The 661-nt window shown below is 34.3% G+C and carries 2 protein-coding genes; both read right to left on the reverse strand.

Annotated elements, in window-relative coordinates; genetic code table 11:
• Nucleotides 1-93: alpha amylase N-terminal ig-like domain-containing protein (locus tag ABS911_RS15255; RefSeq protein ID WP_350468255.1), on the reverse strand; the 93-nt coding region annotated here is incomplete at its 3' end.
• Nucleotides 94-147: 54 nt separating this feature from the next.
• The coding region (locus tag ABS911_RS15260; protein ID WP_502880561.1) for an alpha-amylase family glycosyl hydrolase at nucleotides 148-661 on the reverse strand (514 nt) is incomplete at its 5' end.

Below are 661 nucleotides of genomic sequence, written 5' to 3' on the forward strand. Positions count from 1 at the left end.
CTTTTTTGTTCTTAAACGGATATGAAAGTTATCAACCTCATATAAATAAGCATACTCGCTATCAGGTCTATGGTAAATTGCTGCTGTTTCCATGTTATTTTTCCTCTTTTCATTCATTGTTGTTTTCATTTACTAAAGTAGTAACCATTAATCCATAGAGATAACCATTGCTCCATATGGACTTAAGTTTAGATTTTCCTCCTGTATACTATTTCCTTCATTTGTTAATTTAATGATATAGGGTTGTGTGATCAGGTCTTTTATCGAAACAACTTGATTTTTTTCTGTCATATTGCAGCAAACGATTGCTTTAGCATTCCCTAACGTGCGTTTGTAGCAATACGTTTCAACACTGCTTTCTAAAAGTTTGTACTTTCCTTCAATAAACAGCGGCTCTTGCTTCAACTTTAATACTGCTCTGTAATACTGTAAAATGCTGGTTTCATCAGTTTCTTGATCCGTTACATTGTATTTTTCTTCTTGATTAACACCACTCCAAGGAATCTGTTTTGAGAATCCCGCATAAGTTGAATCGTCCCATTGCATGGCTCCTCTACTTACATCTTTGCTTCGCGCATTTAAGTGTTTTAAAGCAAATTCTTTTGAGTAACCTAATTCAAGTGCCGTTTCATAAAATAAATCTGCTCCAGGCAAAGCAAAT

It is taken from the genome of Carnobacterium sp., from assembly GCF_040274425.1.